This window comes from Fodinicurvata sediminis DSM 21159 (assembly GCF_000420625.1).
GTDB lineage: Bacteria > Pseudomonadota > Alphaproteobacteria > Kiloniellales > DSM-21159 > Fodinicurvata > Fodinicurvata sediminis.
The window spans coordinates 323,987-347,624 of the sequence record NZ_ATVH01000014.1; the positions used below are offsets into that span (position 1 = coordinate 323,987).

Consider the following 23,638-nt stretch of genomic DNA (forward strand, 5'->3'; position numbering starts at 1 on the left):
CCCTTGCGTACTTCGATCCGAGCCCGTGCGGCCTCAGATGTCCAGGTTGGCGACCTGCAGGGCATTGGTCTGGATGAAGTCGCGGCGCGGCTCCACCTCGTCCCCCATCAGCGTCTCGAAGATCAGGCCGGCATCCTCGGCGTGCGCCACCTTCACCTTCAGCAGCGAGCGCACCTCGGGGTCCAGCGTGGTTTCCCAAAGCTGGTTCGGGTTCATCTCGCCCAGGCCCTTGTAGCGGGCCACGGAAACGCCCTTCTTGCCCCAGGCCAGAACGGCGTCGGCCAGGGAAACCGGGCCATAGACCTTCTGCTCCTGGTCCTTGCCGGTCAGCACGCCGGGGGTCTTGTAGACCTCCCACAGCTCCTCGCGCATGCCCTTCAGCTGCCGCCCTTCGCTGGAGGCCACCAGGGTCGCGTCCAGGTGGCGCTTTTCCGGCACGCCGCGCAGCACACGGGTGAAGACCAGGCCGCCGAAGCGGTCGCTCTCGCCGGTCCAGCCGCGCTCGTGTTCGGGCGCCAGGGTGTCCAGGCGCTCGGCGACGGTGGCGGCGATCTCGTTGGCCTTGTCCTCGTCGTCCAGGATCTCGGGGTCGAGTGCACCGGCAATAGCCGCCTGCTCGATCACTTCATAGGAGCCCACCTTGTAGACCATGGTCTCGATCTGGTGACGCGCCTTGACCGCGCGGCGCACCAGGCGAGCCAGGTCCTCGCTGGCCAGCTGTGTGCCGTCGGCCAGGACCAGAGCCGTATGATTGAGAGCGTTCTGGATCAGGTACTCCTCCATCTCGCGGTCGCCCTTCAGGTAGGTCATGGACTCCCCGCGCTTGGCGCGAAAGAGTGGCGGCTGGGCGATATAGAGGTGACCTCCGTCCACCAGTTCGCGCATCTGGCGGAAGAAGAAGGTCAGCAACAGCGTTCGGATATGGCTGCCGTCCACGTCGGCGTCAGTCATGATGACGATCTTGTGATAGCGCAGCTTGTCCAGGTTGAACTCCTCCGGCCCGATGCCGGTGCCCAGGGCTGTGATCAGGGTGCCGATCTCCTGGCTGCCCAGCATCTTGTCGAAGCGTGCGCGCTCCACGTTCAGGATCTTGCCGCGCAGGGGCAGGATCGCCTGGAATTTGCGGTCGCGGCCCTGCTTGGCCGAACCACCGGCGGAATCGCCCTCGACGATGAACAGTTCGGACTTGGTGGGGTCCCGCTCCTGGCAGTCGGCCAGCTTGCCGGGCAGCGAGGCCACGTCCAGCACGCCCTTGCGCCGCGTCAGCTCGCGCGCCTTGCGCGCCGCCTCGCGGGCGGAGGCGGCCTCGACCACCTTGGTGACGATCTTCTTGGCCTCGTTGGGATGCTCCTCGAAGAACTGCTGTAGCTTGTCGTTGACCACGGACTCGACCACCGGACGCACTTCGGACGAGACCAGCTTGTCCTTGGTCTGGCTGGAGAACTTGGGGTCGGGCACCTTCACCGACAGCACGCAGGTCAGCCCCTCGCGCGCGTCGTCGCCGGTCAGGCTGACCTTCTCCTTCTTCAGTATGCCCGACTCGTTGGCATAGGCATTGATCTGGCGGGTCAAGCCGGCGCGCAGGCCGGCCATGTGGGTGCCGCCGTCACGCTGGGGGATGTTGTTGGTGAAGCACAGAGTGGTTTCGTGATAGCTGTCGTTCCACTGCATCGCCAGCTCGACGGTGATCGCCTCGCGCTCCACGCTCATGTGGATCGGCTTTTCCAGCAGGGAATGCCGATTGCGGTCCAGGTAGTGGACAAAGGCCTCGACCCCGCCGTCATAGTGCAGGTCCACCTCGACCGGTTCGGGGTGGCGCTTGTCCACCAGCTTGATGTGCACACCCGAGTTCAGGAAGGCCAGCTCGCGCAGGCGATGCTCCAGGGCGCCGAAGTCGTATTCCGTCTGGGTGAAGGTCTGGGTCGAGGGCAGGAAGTCGATCTGGGTTCCGCGCTTGCCGTTGGCCGGCCCGACGACCGTCAGCGGCTCCACCGTCTCGCCGTGCTCGAAGCGCACGTAGTGTTCCTTGTCGTCGCGCCAGATGCGCAGCTCCAGCCATTCGCTGAGCGCGTTCACCACCGAAACGCCGACACCGTGCAGGCCGCCGGAGACCTTGTAGGAGTTCTGGTCGAACTTCCCGCCGGCATGCAGCTGGGTCATGATGACCTCGGCCGCCGAAATGCCTTCCTCGGCGTGGATGTCCACCGGCACGCCACGGCCGTTGTCGTTGACCGTCACCGAGCCGTCACCATTCAGCTGCACCAGCACCAGGTCGCAATAGCCGGCCAGGGCCTCGTCGATGGCGTTGTCCACCACCTCGTAGACCATGTGATGCAGGCCGGAGCCGTCATCGGTATCGCCGATGTACATCCCCGGCCGCTTGCGCACGGCTTCCAGTCCGCGCAGAACCTTGATGGATTCTGCGCCGTAGTCGCCATTCGGATCGGCGGCGGGATCGCCATTGGGATCGGCGGCCTCGGGGGTTTCGTTCACATCGGATGTGGCCATGATCAAGTCTTCTTTGCCTCTGATGAAATAACTCCGCGACTCATGCCTCGCGCAACACGAGACCCTCGCGCAGATGAAAGCGCTGGGCCTCCTGGCCCAGTGCCGAAAAGAGGGCACTGTCCGTGCCGCTCATCCAGGCCTGGACCCCCAGGTCCAGGATGCTGTCGTACAAGGCCGCGCGCAGACCCGCATCCAGGTGTGCCGCCACCTCGTCCAGCAGCAGCAACGGCCCGGCGCCGCGTTCCAGCGCCAGCAGCCGCGTGTGGGCCATGACCAGCGAGAGCAGAAGCGCCTTCTGTTCGCCCGTCGAGCAGAAAGCCGCCGGCATGTCACGCTCCAGGTCGCTGGCCGCCAAGTCACTTCGATGGGCCCCGCAAGCGGCCCCACCGGTCTCGGCATCCTGCGCGCGGCAGTCCGCCAGGCGCTGCAGCAGGCGTTCCTCGACCTGAACGGCCGGCGATTCATCCATCCAGCTCTCGGCGTCGCCCACCAACGCCAGGCCCACGGCCGGAAAGGCCCCGTGTGTTTCCTTGCAGGCCGCCGCCAACCGCGAGACCAGCGAACGGCGCGCCGCGGCAATGGCCACGGCCTTCTCCGCCATGGTGCGCTCCAGCCCGCCAAGCCAGTTCGGATCGCCCTGCTGCGCGCGCAGCAGACGGGCGCGCTCGCGCATGGCATGTTCATAGGCCGCGATCCGGCCGGCATGGGCCGGGTCGAACCCATAGACCAGGCGATCCAGGAAACGCCGCCGCGAAGAAGGCGACTCCTGGAAGATCCGGTCCATGTGCGGCGCCACCCAGACGGCCGAGACGACCTCGCCCAGCGCCTGCTGGCTGGAGACGAATTCGCCGTCCAGCTTCAGCAACCGGCGCTCGCGTCCCGTTTCGTTCGCCGGGTCCAGCCCGGTACCCAGATCGCGTGGCCCCTGCGGTGTGTTGACCCGCGCCGACACGGCCCAGGCCCCGTCATGCGCGGGACTGTTGCCCGGCTGCCGGCGCGTCAGGTCGCCCAGACGGGCCCGGCGCAGACCACGCCCGGGGGCCAGCAGAGAGATGGCTTCCAGCAGGTTGGTCTTGCCACTGCCGTTTGCTCCCAGCAGGACCACAGGACGCGCATCACAGCGCAACTCGCTCTGCGCGAAATTGCGAAAGCCGATAACCGTCAGGCGCTCCAGCCAGAGCGCCTGGCTGCCTGCCGCCCCCTGCCCTGTCTGCCCAGTGCCTGTCTGCCCGGGGCCTGTCCGTTGGGGGCCTGTCCGTTCGGGCCGTTCGCTCTGACTGTGAATTGCCGGGTTTCCCATTATCCAAGAGCCGTTACGGACGCTGTTGCGCCGCCGCCATAGCCAGAACCGGGGCCAGAACCGGGGCCAGAACCGGGGCCATAGCTGGAACCGGTGTCATGCCTCAGACCCGCATCGGCATCAGCACGTAGAGCGCGCTGGTGTCGGCCACATCCCGCACGATCGTCGGAGAGGAGGAATCGGCGAGCATGAACTCGGCGCCCTCGCCCTCGATCTGGTGGGCGATGTCCAGCAGATACTTGGAGTTGAAGCCGATCTCGATGGGCGGGCCGTCATACTGGATGACCACTTCCTCCTCGGCACTGCCGGCCTCGGGACTGGTGGCCGACAGCGTCAGTGAACCGTCCCCCAGGGACATCTTCACCGCGCGACTCTTCTCCGTGGAGATGGTGGACACGCGGTCCACGGCCGAGGCGAAGACCTTGCAGTCCACCGACATGGTCTTGTCATTGCCGCTGGGGATCACGCGCTCGTAATCCGGGAAGGTCCCGTCAATCAGCTTCGAGGTCAGCGTGGTATTGCCGAAGGTGAAGCGCACGCGGGTATCCGACAGCGCAACCTCGATACCGTCGTCGACTTCGTCAATCAGCTTGCGCAGCTCGTTCACCGTCTTGCGCGGCACGATCACGCCCGGCATGCCGGAGGCCCCTTCGGGCAGCGGCATCTCGAAGCGGGCCAAACGATGGCCGTCAGTGGCCACGGCGCGCAGGACCTGAAGGTCGCCGCTGCTGGCGGCATGGACATAGATACCGTTCAGGTAATAGCGCGTCTCTTCGGTGGAGATGGCAAAGCGCGTGCGGTCGATCAGGCTCTTGGCCTCGCCGCCCTGGAGCGTGAAGACGTTGGGCAGGTCCGTCGGTCCGACGGCCGGAAAGTCCTCGCGCGGCAGGGTCGACAACGTGAAGTTGGAGCGCCCGGCACGCAGGCGCAATTGCCCACCGTCGCCGGCCACGCTCAACTCGACCTCGCTACCGTCGGGCAGCTTGCGCACAATGTCATAGAGCGTGTGGGCCGAGACCGTGGTGGCGCCGGCTTCCTCTATGCTGGCGGCCGTGTGCTCGACGATGGTCAGATCCATGTCCGTGGCCGTCAGGCCCAGGCGGCCCTCCTGTGCTTCCATCAGGACGTTGGAGAGGATCGGTATGGTGTTCCGCCGCTCGACGACAGACTGCACGTGGGCCAGCGAGCGAAGGAGGGCTGCGCGTTCAATTGTCAGCTTCATAGCGTCTCTGAATGACTAAACCATTGGAAATACGGACAAAGCACCCGGGAAGGACCTGGCTCGGCGCCCGTTTGCGTTAAGAATCTCTGAAAAGGGTGCAAAGACCCCCTTCTCATGCGGTCGCACTATAACACAGATGACCGATTCCGTAAGGAATTTCCCTGTCTTATTGTTCATTGGCACCCTGCTTGGCACGCTCCCAAGTCCAGGGTGAAACAGATCATGCAAAACGGGAGAAACAGCATGCACCTCGAAGGCTCCTGTCACTGCGGTTCCGTCACCTTCCAGGTGGAGTCGCCACACCCCTATCCCTACCAGCGCTGCTATTGCTCGATCTGCCGCAAGACGGCTGGAGGCGGTGGCTATACCATCAACATCGGGGCTCTAGCCGAGACGCTGCAGGTCCAGGGCAGCGCGCACAAACGCATCTACCATGCCCGCATCGATGGGCAAGAAAGCCCGGGCGAGCGCCACTTCTGCGGCACCTGCGCCAGCACGCTCTGGGTCTACGACCCGCAGTGGCCGGAACTGGTTCATCCCTTTGCCTCGGCCATCGATACGGAACTGCCGGTGCCGCCGGAGCGCGTGCACCTGCTGCTCGACAGCAAGGCCTCCTGGGTCGAACCCGACGTGCGGGAGAATGACAAGTGCTTCGAAGGCTATCCCGAGGAAAGCCTGGCCGCCTGGCACGAACGCCTGGGGCTGGTGCGCTGAAACAAAGGACGTGGTTTTAAAAGAGGGCGTGGCCTGTGCGGGCCGTCAGCCTTCCAGCATGCGGCGCAGCATGTCCACGTCCTCGGCAAAGCCGTTGTCCGTGGCCTTCAGCTCCTCGACCTTGCGCACGGCATGCATGACGGTGGTGTGGTCGCGCCCGCCGAACTTGCGCCCGATCTCGGGCAGCGAACGGGCCGTCATCTGCTTTGCCAGGTACATGGCCACCTGGCGCGGCCGGGCCACGGCCCGGGCGCGGCGGGCCGACGACATGTCGGACACGCGCACATTGTAATGCTCGGCCACGCGCTTCTGGATTTCCTCGATGGTGACCCTCCGATCGCTGGCACGCAGCAGGTCCTGCAGCAGTTCCTGGGTGGTTTCCAGCGTGACCGGCCGCCCCACCAGGGTGGCATGGGCGGCAATGCGGTTCAGGGCGCCTTCCAGCTCGCGTACGTTGGACGAGATCTTGTGCGCCAGGAACTCCAGGACCTTTGGCGGAATGGGCGCGTTCAACTGCTCGGCCTTGGATTGCAGAATGCCCAGGCGCAGTTCGTAGGTGGTGGGGTGGATGTCGGCCACCAGGCCCCAGCCCAGGCGCGAGCGCATGCGCTCCTCGACACCCTCCAGGTCCGACGGCGATTTGTCGGCCGAGATGATCAGCTGGCGGTTGTTGTCCACCAGGGTGTTGAAGGTGTGGAAGAATTCCTCCTGCGTGGCCTCGCGCCCGCCGATGAACTGGACGTCGTCGATCATCAGCACGTCCACAGAGCGGAACTGCTCCTTGAAGGCCATGGTGTCCTTGGTGCGCAGGGCGCGCACGAACTGGTACATGAACTTCTCGGCCGACAGGTAGATCACGCGTTTCGACGGGGCGCGTGTGCGGATATGCCAGGCAATCGCATGCATCAGGTGGGTCTTGCCCAGGCCGACGCCGCCATAGAGGAACAGCGGGTTGAAGGGCACGCCATCGGCCTCGGCCACGCGCTGGGCGGCGGCATAGGCCAGTTCGTTCGGCTTGCCGACCACGAAGTTGTCGAAGGTAAAGCGCGGGTCCAGCGGCGCCGAGATGTCACGGCAGCGCTCGGCCTCGTCGTCGGTCGAAGAATGCAGGGTAGTCTCGGAAGACTGTGCGCCCGCATTGGCGGACCCCGCTGCGGACTCGGCCACCGCCGAATCCGAACCTGCGCCATTGGCGCCTGAAGAGGTCTCTTCACTCTCGCTCGCAGGACGCGGTGCCTTTTCCGGCGCTTCGGGCCGGGCCGGCGGCTGGACCACGATCTCCACATGACGAACCTGGGCGAATTCCTCCATCCACAGGCCGCGCAGGCGGTCGGCATAGTTGCTGTTGACCCAATCGCGCATGAAGCGCGAAGGCACGGACATGCGCACCACGCCGTCCTTGAGGCTGACCAGCGTCAGGGGCTTCAACCAGCTCTTGAAAGCCGCCTCACCCACATCGGACCGAAGGCGCCCGCGCACGCGTGCCCACTGTTCGGAATAATCGTCAGCTGCAAGCCCGGTTTCGCCTGTAACGGCTTCCTCCTGAAGCCGTTGGGTCCCCTGCTTCGCCTCCAGACCTGCGCTCATCTGCACCTCGTTTCTCCCTGCGGCCACGTAACTGTCATTTCGACCAGTCGCCCCCAAAACTTAAAAACCAGGCTCCAAACACGCTACTACGGCACCTGACGAAAATCTTTCCCGCCCCCTACCTGGACAGCTTGCGCATAGATGGTTTGGCTTTGATATACTTTACTTAACAAAATCAAAGTCAATACTTAGGATTCAAAAAGAACTCCCAAGTTTCATTACCATGACATTGATATTTAGTTTCTGGAGCACCGTCTTTACTGAGTGCCCCGTGAATGGATTGGACACTCTACAGATGGACGTGAAGGGAGGCAACGAGACCGTTTGCAGAACATTCTCCATCGGCTGAGACGATCTCTCAGGAGCAGGGGACAAGGCTGTCATATTCCCGAAAGAATCCTGTAACCGAGTCGCGAAAAAAATTTTGGGTATGATCTGCACCATCAGCAGTCGCAAGAGCCAGTCCTGCGACACACGAATAGCAGGCATGCAAAAAAGTGCCCGCAAGATTGCGGGCACCTCTTTTCCTGCAGGGCGCCCCGAAGGGCGCAGCCGTGCGGCTTTAGTCGATCCGCTTGATACGCGAAGACAGGCGGGAAATCTTGCGCGCCGCCGCGTTGCGGTGAATGACGCCCTTGGTCACGCCCCGATGAATCTCGGGCTGCGCCTGCTTGAAGGCATCTGCGGCAGCCTGCTTGTCACCGCTATGAATCGCCGTTTCCACACGCTTGATGTAGGTGCGGATGCGGCTCATGCGGTCCCCGTTGATCTGGGCGCGGCGTGTATTTCTGCGGATCCGCTTGAGAGCGGACTTGTGATTGGCCATGAATGGACCCGTCTCTGCTAGAGTGTGCCTTGAGAGGTCGCGGTTATAGACGCCTCTCCAGTGAGCGTCAAGGCGAGAAAAAGCCTGACGAAATTCCCAGACTACTGCGCCGCTTTACCGGTTCTTCCAGTCCGGCTTGCGTTTCTCGGTGAAGGCATCCATGCCCTCGCTGCGATCCTCCAGGGCGAAGGTGCTGTGGAAAGCCCGGCGCTCGAAACGCACCCCCTCGCTGAGGGTGGTTTCATAGGCGACATTGACGGCCTCCTTGGCGGTGGCCACGACAGGCTGGGACAGGCCGGCGATCTTCCGCGCCACCTTCAGGGTTTCCTCCATCAGGTCATCGGCCGGCACGACCTTTGCCACCAGACCGGCCTGCAGCGCGGTCTGCGCATCGATCTTGTCGCCCGTCAGACACATGTACATGGCCAGGGACTTGCCCACCGAGCGGGTCAGACGCTGGGTGCCGCCGGCACCGGGAATCACGCCGATCTGCACTTCCGGCTGGCCGAACTGGGCCGTGTCGGCGGCAATGATCATGTCGCACATCAGGGCGAACTCGCAGCCGCCGCCCAGCGCGAAACCGGCCACGGCCGCGATCACCGGCTTGCGGCAACGGGTGATGACTTCCCAGTCGTCGGTGATGAAATCCTCGCGCTGCACATCGGCAAAGGACTTCTCCGCCATCTCCTTGATGTCGGCGCCGGCGGCGAAGGCCTTCTCGGAGCCGGTCAGGATCATGCAGCCCACGCTGTCATCCGCCTCGAAGGCCAGGAGTGCCCGGCCCACCTCCTCGACCATGGCGGAATTCAGGGCGTTGTAGGCCTTGGGCCGGTTCAGGCGGATGATGCCCACGGCACCATCGGTTTCGACCTGGATGTTCTCGTACGTGGTTGCGGAGGCGGGCATGCCTATCTCCCTTGCTTGAAAGAGTGTGGCTTCATGTTGCGTTGCGGGATTGAGGCCATACGGCCCGCTCCTGTCAAGGCACGAAGCATGGGTCTAGCGCTGATGCCGCGGACAGTAGAAAGTCGAGCGCCCCGCTTGCACGATCCGGCGGACAAGTGCGCCCTGCCCGCTTTCCGCGCACTTACGGCAGGCCTGTCCGTCCCGGCCATAGACGCCCCACTGGTGCTGGAAGTAACCCAGCTCGCCACTGGCCTGGACATAGTCACGCAGCGAACTGCCGCCGGCCAGGATGGCCCGTTCCAGCACAGCACGCACCGCCCGGGCCAGGCGTTCGGCACGCTGGCCCTGGACGCTGTAGGCCTGGCGACGGGGCGATATGCCGGCCTCATAGAGGGCCTCGGAGACATAGATGTTGCCCAGGCCGGCCACCACCTTCTGGTCCAGCAGGGCCGCCTTGATGGGTGTGCGCCGCCCCTTCAAGGCGGCCGCCAGGGCCGGACCATTGAAACTGTTACCCAGCGGCTCAGGCCCCAGGCCGGCCAGCAGCCGATGGGATTCCAGCGCCCCCGCCGGCACCAGGTCCATGATCCCGAAGCGCCGGGCATCGTTGAAACGCAGCTGCAGGCCGGTCTCGGTCTCGAGGATCACGTGGTCGTGCGGCGCAAAGGGCAGATCAAGATCGGCGACCAGGGTCATGCGCCCCGACATGCCCAGATGGCACAGCAAAACCTCGTCCCCGTCGGTATGGGCCAGAAGGTACTTGGCGCGCCGCTCCAGCCGTTCGACAGTACGGCCCTCAAGGCGCGCGGCGAAATTCTCGGGAAACGGAAAACGCAGGTCCGGCCGGCGCTGGATGACTCGCACGAGACGATGGCCTTCCAATGCGTTCAGCAGGCCCCGACGAACCGTTTCCACCTCGGGAAGCTCGGGCATCGATCCTCGGATTGCATGTACAGAAAGTTCAATTCTCACCGTAGCCTAAAAGGACCACAAAGGCTATGTTCCGCAGCATGTCATCAAGATCCTCCGAAACACCGTCTGCGAACCAGACCCATTTCGGGTTCCGCAGCGTCAGCGAAAGCGAGAAGACACCCCTGGTTCATGGGGTCTTCCGCAACGTGGCCGACAACTACGACCTGATGAACGACCTTATGTCGGGGGGCATCCATCGTCTGTGGAAGGCGGCCATGGTCGACTGGTTGCGCCCGCGGCCAGGCTGGCAGGTCCTGGATGTGGCCGGCGGCACGGGGGATATCGCCTTCCGGGTCCAGGATCGCATCGGCGAAGCGGGCACGGTCCACGTCTGTGACCTGACCTGGGACATGCTGTCGGTGGGCCGCGACCGCGCCATCGACCAGGGGCGCCTGCACGGCCTCGACTGGATCTGCGGCAATGCCGAGACCCTACCCCTGGCGGACCGCTCCGTGGATGCCTATACCATCGCCTTCGGTCTGAGGAATGTCACCCGCATGGACAAGGCCCTGGCCGAAGCACGGCGCGTGCTGAAACCCGGCGGGCGCTTCCTCTGCCTGGAGTTCAGCCATGTGGTGCTGCCGCTGCTGGACCGGCTCTACGACCTCTACTCCTTCCGGCTGCTGCCGGCGCTTGGGGGAATGGTGGCGGGAGATCGCGACTCCTACCAGTACCTGGTGGAGTCCATACGCCGCTTCCCCGCCCAGGAGGATCTGGTCCAGCGCATTGCGGCCAACGGCCTGGAGCAGGTTCGCTACCGCAACCTCTCGGGCGGGATCGCCGCCCTGCATTCAGCCTGGCGCCTGTAAGGACAAAGGGTTTCATGCGCACGTTGCTGTCCTTCCCTTTCCGGCTCCTGCATATCCTGCGGGTCCTGATGCGCCATGACGCGCTGGCCGTGGCGGATGCCATGGGACTCTACCCAGCCCTCATCAAACCCCTGAGGCGCTTCAGCCGGCGCGAGGCCGAGGGACGGAACGGCCAGAAGCTGACCCGAGCACTGGGCGAGCTGGGCCCCAGCTTCATCAAACTGGGGCAGTTCCTGGCCACCCGCGCCGACCTGGTGGGTGAGGACGTGGCCGGCGACCTGGCCGAGCTCCAGGATCGCCTGCCTCCCTTCTCGTTCGAGGAGGCGCGCCGCCTGATCGAAAGCGAACTTGGCCAGCCACTGGAAGAGCTGTTCGAGGAGTTCAATCGCACCCCGGTGTCCGCCGCCTCGATCGCACAGGTCCACTTCGCAACCACGCGGCCCAGCGACGAGGAGATCTCCGCCGCGCAAAGCGAGGCTTACAGCTTCGACGAGGCGGAGACACAGGCACCTGAAGTCGCGGCGCGCGAGGTGGCCGTGAAGATCCTGCGCCCTGGTATCGAGCGTGCCTTCGATCGCGACTTGCGGCTGTTCTACCTGATCGCCCGCATGATCGAGCGCAGCCAGCCGGCACTCAGGCGCTTCCGCCCCGTGGCGGTGGTGGAGCTGTTCGAGAACACCGTGCGCCTGGAGATGGACTTCCGCATGGAGGCCGCCGCGGCGTCGGAACTGGCCGACAACTTCGCCGACGATCCCGACTACGAGGTTCCGGAGATAGACTGGGAACGCACGGCCCAGCGCGTACTGACCCAGACTCGTCTGACCGGTATCCGGCTGGACGACCGGCAGGCCCTGATCGAAGCGGGACACGACCTGACCGAAGTCCTGCGCAAGGCCTCGGCCATCTTTTTCAACCAGGTCTTCCGCGACGGCTTCTTCCACGGCGACCAGCATCCGGGCAACATGTTCGTCACCGAACGCGGCACCATTGCCGCGGTGGACTTCGGCATCATGGGACGCCTGGACCGCAGGACCCGCTATTTCCTGGCCGACATGCTGCTGGCCACGCTGGCACGCGATTACCGACGCCTGGCCGAGGTGCAGATGGAAGCCGGCTACCTGCCCTCCGACCAGGCGGTGGACACCTACGCCCAGGCCCTGCGCGCCGTCTGCGAGCCGATCTTCGGACGTCCGCTCAACCGCATCTCCTTCGCCCGCCTGCTGGGCCAACTCTTCAAGCTGACCGAGACCTTCAACCTGTCGGTCCAGCCACAGCTGGTCCTGCTGCAGAAGAACATGCTGATGGCCGAGGGTGTCAGCCGCCGGCTGGACCCGGCCCTGAACATCTGGCTCTTGGCCGAACCGCTGATCGTGCGCTGGATGCAGGAAAACCGCGGGGTGAAAGCCCGTCTGAAGCATTCCGGCGAGGCCGTGGCCGGTGCACTGGAACGCCTGCCCGACACGCTGCTGTCCATGGAGCGGACGCTCCACGACCTGTCGGACAACGGCCTGCGCCTGCACAGCGACACGGCGGAACGCATGGCCGGCCGCCGCCGCATGGGTTGGGCCCTGCCAATTGGCAGCCTGGCGCTGCTGCTGGCGCTGGCGGCCCTGCTGATTGATTGAGCCATTGAATGAACCGCCCAACAGATCGAGAGGGCTGACGTGACATCCCCCCGCGACATCCTGAAACCGGTCCTGGTGCCCATCCATTCGGCGGGCTATCCCTTCATAGCCGGTTTTGCCGCCGCCACCCTGCTGCTGGGACTGCTGTGGGCCCCGCTGCTGATCCCCGGGGGGCTACTGACCGCCTGGTGCATCTATTTCTTCCGTGACCCGCCACGTGTGACACCCCAGCGCGCAGGACTGGTGATCTCGCCCGCCGACGGCATCGTGCTGCCCCATGTCCAGGCGGCTCCGCCGCCGGAACTGGGTCTGGGCGAGGCAGCGCGCACACGCATCAGCATCTTCATGAATGTCTTCGACGTGCATGTGAACCGCAATCCTGTCAGCGGCCGCCTGCGCCACCTGGCCTATCACAAGGGGCGTTTCCTCAATGCGTCGCTGGACAAGGCCAGTGACGAGAACGAACGCAATGCGCTGTGCATCGAACTGCCGGACGGACGCGACATTGTCGTGGTTCAGATTGCCGGACTGGTCGCACGGCGCATCTTGTGCGACCTGCGCGAAGGGCATAGCCTGAACCAGGGTGAACGCTTCGGCATGATCCGTTTCGGCAGCCGCCTGGATGTCTACCTGCCCGAGGGCGTGGGCCCTCTGGTCAGTCCGGGACAGCGCATGATCGCCGGCGAAAGCGTCCTGGCCGACCTGATGCCCGAAAGCTACAGCCAGGAAGCCCGGGAAGGGCGTTCCGGAGAGAGTACTTGATGCTGAATCGCCGCAGGAACCGCCGCAAACAGCGCCGCCCCCAGAGCGCATCGCTGGGACGGCTTGTCCCCAATGCCCTGACCGTGGCGGCGCTCTCCTCGGGCCTGACGGCCGTGCGCTTCGCCTACGAGGGAAGCTGGAACGCCGCCATCGTCGCCATCCTGGTGGCCGCCATCCTGGACGGCCTGGACGGCCGCATGGCCCGCCTGCTGCGGGCCACCAGCGATTTCGGCGCCGAACTGGACTCCCTGTCGGACGTCATCGCCTTCGGCGTGGCGCCGGCCATGATCCTCTATTTCTGGTCCCTGGACGGTCCGGGCAGTGCGGCCTGGGTCGTGGCCCTGTTCTATGTTGTCTGCGTCGCCCTGCGCCTCGCCCGCTACAACACGGACCAGGACAAACCCAGCTATGCCTACAACTACTTCACCGGTATCCCCTCGCCGGCTGGCGCCATAGTGGTGCTGCTGCCGCTCGTGATCAGCCGCGAGATCGGCAACGACCTGGCGGGAGATCCGCTGTTCGTATCCGGCTGGATGGCCCTGATCGGTATCCTTATGGTCACGCGCATCCCGACCTTCGCCGTACGCAGCCAACGCATCCCCAACCGCTACGTCCTGCCGCTGCTGGCTGCGGTCGGACTGATCACCGCCGGTCTGGCCGAGCGTCCCTGGTGGACCATAACGCTGGGCAGCGTCGTCTATCTCGCCAGCATTCCGCTGTCTTACAGGTCCTTCAAGCGCCTGGAAGCCAAGGTGGCGCTGGCCGAGGAAGAGAGTACCGAGCCCTCGCAACAGCCTGCTGCCGAAGGCGCGGTCCCGCTACACAAGCACAAGTGATCGACTAACGGCTCTGCAGCGCCACCCCCAGCTCAATCAGTCTGCAAAGAGGGCTTCACGAAAAAGGCCCGGATGCGAACATCCGGGCCTTTTCGTCTCATGCTGTTCCCATGCGGCTATTCGCGCATGATCCCCAGAATGCTGAGGATGTAGATGAACAGGGTCACGAAGGAGCCATAGAGCATGAAGGCTCCGAAAATGGCCTTGCGCATGGTGATGTCGGCACCATCGTTCTCCTGGTACATGTTCTTGATCATCTGGGTTTCGTAGGCGGTCAGGCCGGCGAAGACCAGGACCACCAGGACCGACAGGCCAAGCTGGAACATGCCGCTCTGGAAGAAGAAGGCATTGGCCAGCAGGGCGATCAGCAGGCCGATGGTGGCCATCGCCAGGAACGCGCCGATCGGGCCGAGATTGCGCTTCGTGGTATAGCCATAGAGGCTTAGCCCCGCGAAGGCACCGGCCGTGATGAAGAAGGCGCGCGCGATCATCATCGGGTCAATGGCTGCATAGGCCGCCATCATCGGGCCCAGCAAGGCACCCCAGAGCGCGGCATAAACCCAGAAACAGGCCTGGGCCGCCCCGATGGACTTGGACATCATGATCTTCGGCGCAAAGAAGCCGAGACCCAAGATGCCGATGAAGAACAGCCAGAACGAGGATGCCACGGCCTGAACCAGGGCCGGGTTCATGGCGACGATCATCGCGATCGCGCCCGTGAAGGCGATCCCCAGTGACATGTAGTTGTAGACGCGCAGCATGTACTGGCGCAGGCCGGCATCAATCTGTTCCGCCGTTTGCGCCCGGCTCTGCGCGCCGGTCATATAATTGCGATCTGGACCGAGGGCCATCTCACTCCTCTCTTTCGAAATGCTGTGTTCGACTGCAATAGATATGAGGCATTCTTTCATGCAAATCAATCGAATCCGGAAGCGTAAGCCCTGCAAAAAGTGCAGGGATCGCGCAAACTTGCCCCAATTTCATCATAATTCCCCGCCTCTGCCGGGAAAATATGACTTCAACCCCCAACCGCTCAGAAGCGAAAGCCGATGCGCAGGTTGTTGCTGTCCTCGAACGATCGGATTCGCAACCTCTCCTATCCTGCTTCGCAAAGGTGCGGGGTCGCAAACAGGTGTGCCGTGACAAGACCCTTCATGGGCGGGATAGTTTCCTGCACCAAAGCAAGAAAACGGGATGGACTCGAGATGGATCTGAGATTGAACGGCAAACGTGCCCTGGTTACAGGTGCAAGCTCCGGTATTGGTGCGGGAATCGCCAAGGTTCTGGCCCAAGAGGGCGCGCACCTCGTCATGACCGCCACCAATCGGGATCGTCTGGAAGGCGTGGCCCAGGAGATCGTGTCCGCCGGGCAGGAGAAACCGACCCTTGTCACGGCAGACATCACCGAAGCACAGGCCGTGAAAGACCTAGCCGAAAAGGCGAAGAACGCCCTGGACGGCATAGATATCCTGGTGAACACCGCCGGCAGCTCGCGGCCCACCGACACGCAGGCCGACGACACCTTCTGGGAGGAAGCCTTCGAGTTGAACTTCTCGTCCGCCCGCCGACTGACACAGGCCCTGCTGCCCGACATGCGCAAGCGGCAATGGGGACGCATCATCAATATCAGCGGTACCATGGAACCGCGCAGCCTGAATGCGGCAAGTGCCGCCAAGGCGGCGCTGCATGTCTGGGCCAAGGGATTGTCCTGCGATGTGGCCGCCAAAGGCGTGACCGTGAACTGCGTGGCGCCCGGGCGCATCAACAGCGCCCAGATCCGGGACCGGCTGCACCCCACCGAGGAAAGCCGCCAGGAGTTCATCGCTCGCAACATACCGGCCGGCACCTTTGGCGAGCCTGAGGACATGGGTTACATGACGGCCTTCCTGGCCTCACCGCTGGCCTGGTACATTACCGGGGCGGTCATACCCGTGGACGGGGGCATGCACTACTTCTCACACTGAACGACACGGCTGGGGACAAGCCCAGGGCTCAATAGGGCTGGCCATCCTTGTGCGTGAATTGCCAGGCCCCGTCCGTCCCAAGGACCGCCTGCAGGTCGTCCTGGGGATAGCTGACCGCGTCACCGCTGCTGCGATCCCCAACCTCCAGGAAGACGGCATCCTGGTCCGTACGATTGACCAGGTGATGAGCCTGACCGCCAGCGGGAAAACCCGCACACATGCCTGGCGACAATGGGACCTCCGCCTCCTCGGTAATCAGCGTCGGCGCGCCTTCCAGGATATAGACGAACTCGTCCTGTCGGCTGTGACGGTGCAGCAGGGCCGATTCCCCACCAGGTGCCAGTCGGGTGAGGTTCACACCGAAACTGCTCAGCCCGAAACGCGTGCCCAGTGGCCGCTTTTCACGCTTCGCCATGCGACTGAAGAAGGGTTCGGGATAGTTGGAGGGTTTGCTGCGCTTCTCGGCCTCCTGGGCTCTGAAGGCCACCGGCGCCGCGCGCGTTGGTTCGTTCATGGCCTTGCCTCCTTTCCCGGTTTCGCTGGTTATCCGGCCATGCAAACAGAGCGGTCGGGGTGTGTCGAGATCACCCGCAAGGGTGTTCTCGACACACGAAGCCCCGCTACAGCTTTTCGACGTCCGGGGGTGCGCCGACTTTCACATGCGATACATCCTCGCTCATCAGCCCGCGCGCCAGGGCAAAGATCATGGCGAAGACCAACACGAAGATGGGAAGGCCGATGACCGTAATGACCTGCTGCAAGGCCTCCAGTCCGACCGAACCCGCCAGCACGATCAGCATCGCTGCGACCGCGCCTTCGGCCACACCCCAGAACACCCGCTGGCGCACCGGTCCAGAATCGGCATCCCCGGTACAGAGCATATCGACGACCAGGGAGGCCGAATCCGAAGAGGTGGCGAAGAAAATGGCCACGATGACGATGGCCAGGCCCTGGATCAGGGTTGTCGCCGGGAAATGCTCGAAGAAGGCGAACATGGCCAGTGGCACGCTTTCGGCAACGGCCGCCGATAGCTGTCCGGCCTGATCGCCCATGGCTTCACGGGCTGTCGAGCCGATACCATCGATCTCCATGGCCGACCAGCCGAAGATCGCAAACCAGACCAGGGTAAAGAGCGAGGGCGCAAAGAGCACGCCCAGGACGAATTCCCGGATCTGGCGTCCCTTGGAGATGCGGGCGACGAAGATGCCGATGAAGGGCGACCAGGTGACGGTCCAGGTCCAGTAGAAGACGGTCCAACTGCCCTGCCAGCCCCAGCGACCATCCTCCTGCGTGTACTGGGCGAGCGTATCGTTCCAGAAGGCCATGGGCACAATGTTGGAGATGTAGATCCCCAGCGTCTCCACGACCCCCCTCAGCAGGAACACCGTCGAACCGGCCACGAGCACGAAAAGCATGAGCCCCGTTGCCATGCCAATGTTGATGTTCGACAGCAGTTTCACGCCGCTGTCGAGCCCGGCGACGATCGAACTGACGGCAACGATGGTCAGGACGGCGATGATGATGACCTTGGTCGTCACACTGTCGGACACACCAATCAGTTCCGTCAGCCCGGCATTGATCTGGGACGTCCCAAGTCCGATCGACACGGCAACACCGAACAGGGTGCCCAGGACGGCAAAGACATCGATGGTCTTGCCGATGGGGCCATAGATCCTGTCGTGCAGCAGGGGATAGAACACGGAACTCACCCGAACCGGCAGGTTATAGCGGTAGATGAAGTAGGCGAAAGCCAGGCCCGGCAGCGTGAATATGGTCCAGGTATGCAGCCCCAGATGATAGAGCGAGAAGCCTATGGCGTCCCTTGCGGCGTCCACGGAATGCGGCTCCACATCGGGCTGGGGTGGGTTGGAGAAGTGGAAGACCGGCTCGGCCACACCCCAGAACATCAGGACGGTGCCGATGCCACCGGCGAAAAGCATCGTGAACCAGGACAGGTTCCCGTACGCCGGCCTGGCGTCCTCTCCACCCAGACGTATGTTGCCGTAGCGGCTGATCGCCACCCACAGCAGGAAGAACAGCCAGACATTCACCCCGAAGATGAAAAACCAGCCCAGGTTGGTGACAATCCACTCGCGGCCTGCTGTGAAAGCGTCCCGAATGGACTCCGGCATGATGACCAGGGCCAACAGGAAGACGATCATGGCAGCGGCAGATGTGAAGAAGATGGTTGGCTCGGTGCGCAGACCGAGACGTTTAGCGAGTTCGTCCATTTCAGCATTCCCCTGTTCTTGGTTATGCTTCAGGCCTGAAATCTGCTTTATCCGCCGCGTACTATCTTCTTCGCGCGACGATACGGTCCTCTCGTTCCTTGGCCCGATCCAGCCCAGCCAAAAGCAAACTGGGCAGCTATTCTTGCACTAAGGTTACACGATGCTGCCAGCATGCATTGTTGCATCGCTTTATTGCAATCAATCTTTGAACCTTCCATAACCCAGAGCCAATAATTGTCATAAGGCCGTTAGATAGCCTCAAGTTTCAGAAATCAGAGCCGGGGCTCAATTCTGCCGACTGAAGACAATGACTACGGATCGAGTCTGGATACACCCAGCGATGCCCAGCGTCTCGGAATTCCTGGCTCGACGGAGAACAAGAGGAGACAGGCCGCGACCAGACCAGGAGGCACGCCACAGAACCAACGGACGTACTGCTGCAATATGAGCGCAATCCGCGACTAGCGCCCCCTGCCCAGCTATTTCAGGGTATCTGCCTTGCTGGCATGAAGGCTGGCTGGCTGCTCCCCCGGGGCCGGAGCGCCGGTTTCATCCTGGGGAAACCAGCCGCGTGTGCGATTGGCAAAGGCCACCAACGAAAGCATCACCGGCACCTCGACCAGCACACCGACCACGGTCACCAGCGCTGCACCCGAATTGAGCCCGAACAGGCCAATGGCCACGGCCACGGCCAGCTCGAAGAAATTCGAGGTCCCGATCAGGGCGCAGGGGGCCGCCACGTTGAAGGGCACGCGCCACAGCCAAGCAGCCGTATAAGCCAAGGCGAAGATCCCATAGGATTGGATCAGCAGAGGCACAGCAATCAAGGCGATCAGCAGCGGCTGGTCGAGGATGACCGGCCCCTGGAAACCAAACAGCAGCACAACGGTTGCCAGCAGTCCCAGCACTGACAGGGGTTTCACACGGCTGGTGAATTGCGTCACTTCGGCTTCGCCCTGGGGGCCGTCGCCTGCCCTTTGCGTCAGCTTCCGCCGGGTCAGCGCACCGGCGATCAGGGGAATGACGACATAGAGCAGCACCGACAGCAGCAGCGTTTCCCAGGGTACGGACAGGTCGGTCACACCCAGCAGCAGGGCCACGATCGGCGCAAAGGCAAAGACCATGATCACGTCGTTCAGCGAAACCTGGACCAGGGTGTAGTTGGGATCGCCGCGCGTCAGTTGGGACCAGACGAAGACCATGGCCGTACAGGGCGCTGCCCCCAGCAGGATCAAGCCCGCAATATACTGCCCGGAATTGGCCGGGTCGATCAGCCCCGAAAAGAGATACTCGAAGAACAGGACGCCAAGCGCCGCCATGGTGAAGGGCTTGATCAGCCAGTTGACTGCGAGCGTGATGATCAGGCCCTTCGGCCGCTCATGGACCCGCTTCAGGCTGGAAAAATCCACAGCCACCATCATGGGATAGACCATGAACCAGATCAGGATGGCCACCAGGAAGTTGACGGAACCATACTCGAGGCCGGCCAGGAAGCCGAAAACCCCCGGCAGAAGGCTGCCCAGAACAATTCCGGTCACGATGCAGAGCGCAACCCAAAGAGAGAGGTATCGTTCGAATCGCGACATGAAAATGGCTTTCCTGGCTTGTCCGTGAGTATCTTGGTGAAGCGAATGTCAGGCTTCCGGTGGGTGGTAACAATCCGGACCAGCCAGTTCACCCCGGCTGTCCTGCTCGAAGATCCGCTCCAGCAGGCTGGCCAGAGGCAACAGGCGGCTTGGGTCCAGGGAATAGCAAACCCGGGGGCGTTCGATCTCCCCGACAATCACGCCGGCGCTTTTCAGGATACGCAGGTGCTCGGAAACCGTGGACTGTGCCAGCCCGACCTCGGCGACAATATCGCCACCGATGCAGGATTGCTTGTCCAGCAGCAGCCGCACGATGCGGATGCGCACCGGATGGGCCAATGCCTTGGCGAGGCTCGCCACCTCCTCGTCCGTATCCGAGCTGGAGGCTTGCTGAAAGCGGATCAGGACCGTCATGGAAAGCTCACAATCGCATATCGTCGATTGACGATATTTAGCATGCCGTCAGAGCTGCCTCAAGAGGCAAGTGAGGTGGAGCTGCTCAATCGTTGCGCAACAGGGGTCCCGCCTTCTGCGACAGGGCACGCCAGGTGCCGGCAAAGCCAAAGATCAGGGTCACGGCCACCGCTGCCAGCACGGTCACGACGGCCTGCAGCGGCAGGAAGTGGAACTCCGCCTTCATCACGAAGACCAGGACAGCCCAGGCGCCCAGCGTTCCGAAAACGACCGCCACCAGGGCCGCACTGACGCCAAGCAGGCTGAATTCCATCAGATAGGCGCGCGCCACATCCCGGCGCGTTGCGCCCAGGACCTTCAGGACAACGGAATCATAGATTCGTCGATGCTGTCCGGCAGCCACCGCTCCGGCCAGCACCAGCAGACCGGCCAGCAGCGTCACCGAGCCGGTGGCCGTGACGGCCGCGGCCGCATTGCGCAGGATCTCGGCCACACTGCCCAGGGCTTCCTTCACACGTATGGGCGAGACGTTCGGATAGCGGTCGGTGACCATACGCTCCAGGGCCAACTCCTGATCCGGATCCAGGCGCACCGTCGCGATCTGGGACTGCGGCGCGGCCTCCAACATGCCCGGCGAGAAGACCATGACGAAGTTGATGGTCAGGTCCGACCAGTCGACCTCGCGCAGGTTGGCGATCTCGACCTCTATGTTCCGACCCAGCACATTGATCGTCATCTCGTCGCCCGGACCGAGGTCCAGAGCCTGTCCGACCTCGTTGTCCAGCGAGACCAGGGGGGTGCCGTCATAATCGGCAGGCCACCAATCCCCTTCCGTCAGACGGGTGTTCTCCGGTGGCTCGGCCGACCAGGTCAGGCCGCGGTCGCCGCGGAACACCCAGCGTATGTCCTCGGGTATCTCCATCTCCTCGGGCGACAGGCCGTTCACCTCGGCAATGCGCCCGCGCAGCATCGGCACATGATTGACCTCCTCGACCCCCTCGAAGTTCCGCACGTCCTGAACGAAACTGTCGATCTGGTCCGGCTGGATATCGATGAAATAGAAGCCAGGCGCCTCTTCGGGCATGTCCTCCAACACTTGGCGCTTCAGGTTGCCCTCGATCAACGCAATGGCCACCAGTACCGTCAACCCCAGGCCAAGCGAAGTGATCACACTGCCCGTCGCGGCGCCGGGACGGTACAGATTGGCCACGGCAAGCCGCAGGCCGGGCCGGCGAATGCGCGGCAGCTTGCGGGCGGCATAGGCCAGGCCGGCCGCTGTGATGCGGAAGGCCAGCAATGCTGCAATGGCACCGCCCACGAAGCCCAGAGCCACACGGCCTCCGTCCGTCCCGACCACAGCCACCGCCACCAGACCCGCCCCCAGCAGCAGGATCGTCAGGGCCACGCGGGGCGAGGGACGCGCACGGGCCTGCGAGACCAGGCCGCGAAACAGGGCCGCTGCAGGAATCTGCTGTGCCTGCGACAAGGGCCAGAGCGAGAAGACCAGGGTGGTCAAGACACCGAAGACCGTCGCCAACAACAGGGGATAGGGATAGAGGCCCACTGCTATGGGATAGTTCAGCCGCTCGGCCAGCAGGGGACCGAAGACCAGCGGCGTCATCGCACCGATCAGCAGGCCGCCCGCAATACCAGCCAAAGCCAGGGTCAGGATCTGCAGCAGGTAGGTCGTGAAGACCAGGCGTGCCGGTGCGCCCAGGCATTTCATCGTGGCAATGGTCGAACGCCGGCTCTGCAGGAAGCTGCGCACCGCATTGGCAATGCCGACCCCTCCGACCAGCAGGGAGGTGAGCCCCACCAGGGTCATGAAGATGGTGATCTGATTGACGAAACGGTCCAGGCCCGGCGCGGCATTCCTGAGGTCACTTATACGCCAGCCGGCATCGGGAAATTGCGCGTTCAGGCGCGCCTTCCAGCTGTCCAGATTCTCGCCTTCCGGCAGGTCCAGGCGATAGTGGTGATAGATCAGGCTGCCGGGCTGGGCCAGTCCGCTTTCTTCCAGACCCTCCTGGGAAACCATGACACGTGGACCGAGCGTAAAGGCGCGTGTGGTCCTGTCGGGTTCCCGCGTGATCACCCCGCGAATCTGGAAGCGGCCTTCCCCAAGCGCGATCTCGTCACCGGTCTCGAGCTCCAGGCGATCGAGCACACCCTGGTCCACCAACGCTCCCTGCAAGCCATCCTCGGCGGCAAGCAGCCTTTCGGGCGCGCCAGCCGGCTCCGTCTGCAGTTCTCCATAGAGAGGATAGGCCGAATCGACACCCTTGAGTTCGGTAAGTCGACGCTGGTCGGGATTCTCGGCATTGCGGACCATGGCCCGCATTTCCGTGGCATGGGAAAAACGCGCGCTGTTCTCGCGCAGCCAGTCCGCCTCTTCCTCGGTGGCGGCGCGATGGATCAGGCGCAGTTCCACCTCACCTCCCATCAGGCTGCGCCCGTTGCGTTCCAGGCCCGTCATCAGGGCTTCGGAAAGCGACTGGACGCCAGCAATCGCGGCCACGCCCAGAAACAGGCAAGCAAGGAAGATCCGGAAGCCTTTCAGGCCGCCACGCATCTCGCGCCGGGCCATGCGGGCCGCCAGGGCCAGCGACGACGCTCTGTTGGAAGTGCCATTGGCTGTCATGCGCGCGAGGCCATCTTGCTGCCCTGCTCGGACTGACCGTCCAGCAACTGGTCCGACACAATCTCGCCATCGGCAATCCGGATGCGCCGCGCACACCGCTCGGCCAGGGCCGGATCATGGGTGATCAGCAGCAGGGTCGTATTGTGTGTTCGCTGCAGTGAGAACAGCAGGTCGATCACCTTGCCGCCCGTTTCGCCGTCAAGGTTGCCGGTCGGTTCATCGGCCAGAAGCAGGTCCGGCGATGTGGCAAAGGCACGGGCCAGTGCCACCCGCTGCTGTTCGCCACCCGAGAGTTGGCCGGGGTAGTGGTCGAGCCTGTGGCTCAACCCGACATCGGCCAGGACCTCGGCCGCACGCTCGAAAGCGTCGTTGCGGCCGGCAAACTCCAGGGGGATGGCCACGTTTTCACGCGCGGTCATTGTGGGAATCAAATGGAAATCCTGGAAGACGATACCGATCCGGTCCCGTCGAAACTCTGCCAGCCCATCCTCGTCCAACTGGCCGATATCCTGGCCCGCAACCTCTATCTGACCTCCCGTAGCCCGTTCCAGGCCGGCCGAGACCATCAATAGCGAGGTCTTTCCCGAGCCGGACGGCCCCACCAGCGAAACGGTCTCGCCGCGCGCGATGGACAGGGTAATTCCGCGCAGGACATGCACCTCCGTCGCCGTACCACGGTATGTAAGGTGCAGATCCTTCAGATCGATCATTGCAGTGTCTGCGGGGGTTTCATCA

General features: G+C 63.5%; 20 protein-coding genes. 6 read left to right on the forward strand and 14 right to left on the reverse strand.

The window, feature by feature from the left end; translation table 11 throughout:
• Window positions 1-33: 33 nt before the first annotated feature.
• The 3 genes from gyrB to dnaN all read right to left on the reverse strand — a co-directional run bounded on the left by gyrB (window position 34) and on the right by dnaN (window position 5,030).
• On the reverse strand, window positions 34-2,508 hold the full coding sequence (gene gyrB, locus G502_RS0109440; RefSeq protein ID WP_022728425.1) for a DNA topoisomerase (ATP-hydrolyzing) subunit B: 2,475 nt from the start codon (window positions 2,506-2,508) through the stop codon (window positions 34-36).
• A gap of 40 nt (window positions 2,509-2,548) precedes the next feature.
• Window positions 2,549-3,808 carry a DNA replication/repair protein RecF gene (gene recF, locus G502_RS0109445; protein WP_022728426.1) on the reverse strand — a complete coding sequence of 420 codons (1,260 nt, stop codon included), beginning with the start codon at window positions 3,806-3,808 and terminating at the stop codon, window positions 2,549-2,551.
• A gap of 103 nt (window positions 3,809-3,911) precedes the next feature.
• A complete protein-coding gene (dnaN, locus tag G502_RS0109450) occupies window positions 3,912-5,030 on the reverse strand; it encodes a DNA polymerase III subunit beta (RefSeq protein WP_022728427.1) in 1,119 nt (372 codons plus the stop codon).
• A 243-nt stretch (window positions 5,031-5,273) separates the two neighbouring features.
• Between dnaN and G502_RS0109455 the strand changes: the two genes are divergently transcribed.
• Window positions 5,274-5,744 carry a GFA family protein gene (locus G502_RS0109455; RefSeq protein WP_022728428.1) on the forward strand — a complete coding sequence of 157 codons (471 nt, stop codon included), beginning with the start codon at window positions 5,274-5,276 and terminating at the stop codon, window positions 5,742-5,744.
• 45 nt (window positions 5,745-5,789) lie between these two features.
• Here G502_RS0109455 and dnaA read toward each other — a convergent pair whose 3' ends face one another.
• The 4 genes from dnaA to mutM all read right to left on the reverse strand — a co-directional run bounded on the left by dnaA (window position 5,790) and on the right by mutM (window position 9,996).
• Window positions 5,790-7,331, reverse strand: a complete 1,542-nt coding sequence (gene dnaA, locus G502_RS0109460) for a chromosomal replication initiator protein DnaA (protein ID WP_022728429.1) — start codon at window positions 7,329-7,331, stop codon at window positions 5,790-5,792.
• Window positions 7,332-7,893: 562 nt separating this feature from the next.
• Complete coding sequence (gene rpsT, locus G502_RS0109470) at window positions 7,894-8,157, reverse strand: 30S ribosomal protein S20 (RefSeq protein ID WP_022728431.1); 264 nt, start codon at window positions 8,155-8,157, stop codon at window positions 7,894-7,896.
• Between the two features lie 114 nt (window positions 8,158-8,271).
• Entirely contained in the window at window positions 8,272-9,063 is a 792-nt protein-coding gene (locus tag G502_RS0109475) for an enoyl-CoA hydratase (protein ID WP_022728432.1), read from the reverse strand.
• A gap of 93 nt (window positions 9,064-9,156) precedes the next feature.
• Window positions 9,157-9,996, reverse strand: coding sequence for a bifunctional DNA-formamidopyrimidine glycosylase/DNA-(apurinic or apyrimidinic site) lyase (gene mutM, locus G502_RS0109480; RefSeq protein ID WP_022728433.1), 840 nt, complete (start codon window positions 9,994-9,996; stop codon window positions 9,157-9,159).
• Window positions 9,997-10,073: 77 nt separating this feature from the next.
• Between mutM and ubiE the strand changes: the two genes are divergently transcribed.
• From ubiE to pssA, 4 genes are read left to right on the forward strand one after another with little or no spacing between them, the layout of a single operon-like run.
• Window positions 10,074-10,844 (forward strand): bifunctional demethylmenaquinone methyltransferase/2-methoxy-6-polyprenyl-1,4-benzoquinol methylase UbiE, encoded by a 771-nt coding sequence (ubiE, locus tag G502_RS0109485; RefSeq protein WP_026989284.1) that lies wholly within the window; start codon window positions 10,074-10,076, stop codon window positions 10,842-10,844.
• A gap of 14 nt (window positions 10,845-10,858) precedes the next feature.
• Window positions 10,859-12,469, forward strand: coding sequence for a 2-polyprenylphenol 6-hydroxylase (gene ubiB, locus G502_RS0109490; RefSeq protein WP_022728435.1), 1,611 nt, complete (start codon window positions 10,859-10,861; stop codon window positions 12,467-12,469).
• Between the two features lie 39 nt (window positions 12,470-12,508).
• Window positions 12,509-13,231 carry a phosphatidylserine decarboxylase gene (locus tag G502_RS0109495; protein WP_022728436.1) on the forward strand — a complete coding sequence of 241 codons (723 nt, stop codon included), beginning with the start codon at window positions 12,509-12,511 and terminating at the stop codon, window positions 13,229-13,231.
• A complete protein-coding gene (gene pssA, locus G502_RS0109500) occupies window positions 13,231-14,067 on the forward strand; it encodes a CDP-diacylglycerol--serine O-phosphatidyltransferase (protein WP_022728437.1) in 837 nt (278 codons plus the stop codon). Before G502_RS0109495 ends, pssA begins: the two co-directional genes overlap by 1 nt.
• Before the next feature lie 116 nt (window positions 14,068-14,183).
• On the opposite strand, the gene G502_RS0109505 is transcribed toward pssA, so the two are convergent.
• Window positions 14,184-14,918, reverse strand: a complete 735-nt coding sequence (locus G502_RS0109505) for a Bax inhibitor-1/YccA family protein (protein WP_022728438.1) — start codon at window positions 14,916-14,918, stop codon at window positions 14,184-14,186.
• A gap of 354 nt (window positions 14,919-15,272) precedes the next feature.
• On the opposite strand from G502_RS0109505, the gene G502_RS0109510 reads away from it, so the two are divergent.
• Window positions 15,273-16,031: an SDR family NAD(P)-dependent oxidoreductase gene (locus tag G502_RS0109510; protein ID WP_022728439.1), complete on the forward strand. Its 759-nt coding sequence runs from the start codon at window positions 15,273-15,275 to the stop codon at window positions 16,029-16,031.
• 28 nt (window positions 16,032-16,059) lie between these two features.
• Here the strand turns inward: G502_RS0109510 and G502_RS0109515 are convergent, their stop codons facing one another.
• The 6 genes from G502_RS0109515 to G502_RS0109540 form a co-directional block, all read right to left on the reverse strand.
• Window positions 16,060-16,545 (reverse strand): cupin domain-containing protein, encoded by a 486-nt coding sequence (locus tag G502_RS0109515; RefSeq protein WP_022728440.1) that lies wholly within the window; start codon window positions 16,543-16,545, stop codon window positions 16,060-16,062.
• Window positions 16,546-16,651: 106 nt separating this feature from the next.
• On the reverse strand, window positions 16,652-18,262 hold the full coding sequence (locus G502_RS0109520; protein WP_022728441.1) for a BCCT family transporter: 1,611 nt from the start codon (window positions 18,260-18,262) through the stop codon (window positions 16,652-16,654).
• 479 nt (window positions 18,263-18,741) lie between these two features.
• Window positions 18,742-19,848, reverse strand: coding sequence for an ACR3 family arsenite efflux transporter (arsB, locus tag G502_RS19505; RefSeq protein ID WP_022728442.1), 1,107 nt, complete (start codon window positions 19,846-19,848; stop codon window positions 18,742-18,744).
• Window positions 19,849-19,896: 48 nt separating this feature from the next.
• Window positions 19,897-20,175: an ArsR/SmtB family transcription factor gene (locus G502_RS19510; protein WP_437123811.1), complete on the reverse strand. Its 279-nt coding sequence runs from the start codon at window positions 20,173-20,175 to the stop codon at window positions 19,897-19,899.
• 172 nt (window positions 20,176-20,347) lie between these two features.
• Window positions 20,348-22,903, reverse strand: a complete 2,556-nt coding sequence (locus G502_RS0109535; protein WP_022728444.1) for an ABC transporter permease — start codon at window positions 22,901-22,903, stop codon at window positions 20,348-20,350.
• A complete protein-coding gene (locus tag G502_RS0109540) occupies window positions 22,900-23,613 on the reverse strand; it encodes an ABC transporter ATP-binding protein (protein ID WP_022728445.1) in 714 nt (237 codons plus the stop codon). Before G502_RS0109540 ends, G502_RS0109535 begins: the two co-directional genes overlap by 4 nt.
• Window positions 23,614-23,638 lie beyond the last annotated feature (25 nt).